The organism is Mesorhizobium sp. M7A.F.Ca.AU.001.01.1.1 (assembly GCF_004022735.1).
Classification (GTDB): domain Bacteria; phylum Pseudomonadota; class Alphaproteobacteria; order Rhizobiales; family Rhizobiaceae; genus Mesorhizobium; species Mesorhizobium ciceri.
In genome coordinates this window covers 1-2,004 of record NZ_RZPF01000945.1, presented here as the reverse complement: position 1 = coordinate 2,004, position 2,004 = coordinate 1, and the positions used below count along the sequence as shown (strand labels likewise).

The following is a 2,004-nucleotide window of genomic DNA, read 5'->3' as shown; positions in this document are numbered from 1 at the left end:
ACTCTATCCTTGCGCGGCGGATGCCCATTCGGTCTGCCTTGTCGAGGGCCCGGTCCTCCGTGCAGCCTCGTTGACGGCGGTCGCGCCGGTCGTCGCGACGGGGGCCTTCGCAATCGTCATAGGCGGGGTCGCAATCTTCCATGAGCTTCAGCCGCGGGCCATGTTTGCCCAATTGCAGCTGCAGATTGTCTGCTTGTGCCGGAAAAGCCGCCAAGGTGATGGCGCCGAGGCCGACAAGCGCCATCAGCGATGAGGTGATCGAAACCTTGCGCACTACGTCCTCCATTTTGAACCACAACACATCTATCCTTAGATGGTTCGGCTCTCCCCGGCTATTGCCGATAGGAGGTTTGCTGCCAAGATTGATTGTTGCGTTACCGCCGGCGCCAGCCGATGTCACCGCGCTCCGCCCCATCGAGGCGGTCGAGCAGTTCTCGGAGCCGGTCGGGAATGTCGGCCTCGGTGCGGAAGGCCGGCAAGGTGCGTAGAAAGCGGGTCACCGCCTCGGCACCCAACTGGCGCCTGACCTCGATGGCCAGCCCTTCTGCCTTTTCGCCCGTGTTGCGGGTCATCGTCTCAAAATCCTGTGTCGGCTTCGAAACTCCTCCAGCAAGGGAATGGTTCCCCCATCCTGCCTGTGGGGCAAGCAAAGCCGGCAGTTAAGGTAAAATTTGAATTAAAATCGAAATGCCTTGCCTGCCATTGTCCGGCCTTGGCCGGTGGCTTCCATAATCGCTTACCCCTTGATTTTTGGCTGCCAAACATCGATATCGGGCACAAAATCCACATCATTCGAGATTGACGGGAAACGGCGATGAGCGACCAGGCAAAAGACGAACGCGCGCCCGATGAAGTCGAGGCGACCGAGCCCGCAGCCGAGCGCACGGAAGGCAGCACCGACGGCGACTATGAAGCCCTTGTCCGGCTGCTGAAGGAAAATGAAGAGCTGAAGGACCGCGCGCTGCGCGTGGCGGCCGAAATGGAAAACCTGCGTCGCCGCACGGCGCGCGATGTTCACGATGCGCGCACCTACGCGGTCGCGAATTTCGCCCGCGACATGCTTTCGGTGTCGGACAATCTGCGCCGCGCGCTGGATGCGATTCCCGCCGAGGCCAAGGCATCGGGTGACGCCGGCTTCAAGGCGCTGATCGAAGGCGTCGACCTCACCGAGCGCGCCATGCTGTCGGCGCTGGAACGGCATGGGGTCAAGAAGCTCGCGCCGGAAGGCGAGAAGTTCGATCCCAATTTCCACCAGGCGATGTTCGAAGTGCCCAATCCGGACGTCCCGGCCAACACCGTGGTCCAGGTCGTGCAGCCGGGCTATTCGATCGGCGACCGCGTGCTGCGCCCGGCTATGGTCGGCGTCGCCAAAGGCGGTCCGAAGTTTGCCGCCGCTGAAGCGCCGGTCGAGCCGGGGCCGGTAAACGAGCAGGCTGAGAAAGATGCATAGTTAAGGGAGTAGGGCAGTAGGGCAGTAGGGAAAAGGGCAATCGCACCTTCCGTGCGGCTTCGTGCTAAACATACTGCCCTACTGCCCTATTCCCTTACTCCCCTGGCCTGCCATGAACCCCATCGCGCTTCTCGACTATGCCGGTGTCGCCGTCTTCGCGGCGACGGGGGCGCTTGCGGCTTCGCGCAAGCAGCTCGACATTATCGGCTTCCTGTTCCTGGCCAGCGTCACCGGGATAGGTGGCGGCACGCTTCGCGACGTCATCCTCAACCTGCCGGTTTTCTGGGTCGCCAACTCCGGCTATGTGCTGGTCTGCGCCGCGGTTGCGGTGCTGGTCTTCTTCAGCGCGCATCGTGTCGAATCGCGCTGGAAATGGCTGCTCTGGCTCGACGCCATCGGGCTCGCCGCTTTTTCGGTGATGGGCGCGGCCAAGGGGCTTGCGATTACCGGTTCGCCGGTCGTCTCCTTCATCACCGGCGTGCTCACCGCCACTTTCGGCGGCATTCTGCGCGATCTTCTTGCCGGCGAGCCATCGGTGCTGCTCAGGCCCGAAA

Annotated in this window: 4 protein-coding genes; 2 read left to right on the top strand and 2 right to left on the bottom strand. The window is 62.4% G+C overall.

Features of this window, described 5'->3' with window-relative positions; genetic code table 11:
• Together EN884_RS34355 and EN884_RS34350 are read right to left on the bottom strand one after the other, a co-directional pair.
• Positions 1–400 (bottom strand): hypothetical protein (locus EN884_RS34355; RefSeq protein ID WP_164895366.1); only part of this gene is annotated, 400 nt, incomplete at its 3' end.
• The gene (locus EN884_RS34350; protein WP_024502834.1) at positions 375–572 is read right to left on the bottom strand and encodes a hypothetical protein; all 198 of its coding nucleotides are present in this window, start codon (positions 570–572) and stop codon (positions 375–377) included. The genes EN884_RS34355 and EN884_RS34350, both read right to left, overlap by 26 nt.
• Positions 573–814: 242 nt before the next feature.
• On the opposite strand from EN884_RS34350, the gene grpE reads away from it, so the two are divergent.
• Positions 815–1,450, top strand: a complete 636-nt coding sequence (grpE, locus tag EN884_RS34345; protein WP_027161324.1) for a nucleotide exchange factor GrpE — start codon at positions 815–817, stop codon at positions 1,448–1,450.
• Between the two features lie 112 nt (positions 1,451–1,562).
• A partial coding sequence (locus tag EN884_RS34340; RefSeq protein WP_164895365.1) for a trimeric intracellular cation channel family protein occupies positions 1,563–2,004 on the top strand: 442 nt, incomplete at its 3' end.